Source organism: Lacrimispora amygdalina (assembly GCF_900205965.1).
Lineage (GTDB): Bacteria > Bacillota > Clostridia > Lachnospirales > Lachnospiraceae > Lacrimispora > Lacrimispora amygdalina_A.
This window is the reverse complement of sequence record NZ_OAOF01000090.1, coordinates 1-548: the sequence shown is the minus strand read 5'-3', so window position 1 is coordinate 548 and position 548 is coordinate 1. Positions and strand designations below refer to the sequence as shown.

The 548-nt window shown below is 40.9% G+C and carries 1 protein-coding gene; it reads right to left on the bottom strand.

From position 1 onward, the window contains the following. The coding region (locus CRO04_RS25810) for an IS110 family transposase (protein WP_242974668.1) at positions 1–548 on the bottom strand (548 nt) is incomplete at both ends.

Sequence of the window (548 nt, the reverse complement as noted above, 5' to 3'; positions counted from 1 at the left end):
ATTAATTCTGCCTTATCTTTCTTGGAAATACGAGCTATTTCCTTAAATTCGATTGTTAGGTCTTCTGACGTTTTTCCCTGCAAATGGACAGGGGATGGGTAGTTCTTCCAGAAATACATAGCACATTTTCCGTCTATCTCGCTGAAGAACTTACTGTAACTAGGATATGCCATGGATATCTGCTCATGGAGTCCGTTCTTAAACCGGATACCGTCTTTGACCAGTAAATCTCTTCGATTTACCAGTTGTGACAACGTCCATTCGTTATCTTTTGGCTTTGCATCCGGCAAAGTATGTAATTGGTTAATCAAAACCGTTGCAACACAATACGCATCATGCTCATCGTTTTTACGGAGCATGGGTGCACTTTTTCTCTGGTCATAAGCCAGTGCAGGATTAATGTCTTTTACAATGTAACCTTTTTCAATTAGCCAGACAGCTAAACTTCTGCCGTAGCCGTATGCATTCTCCAATCCGTAAATGGGTTCAAGCCCAAGGTGATTGGATTTTCTGTTTACCTTTTCTGCCAGCTTTTTAAATTCACTGGG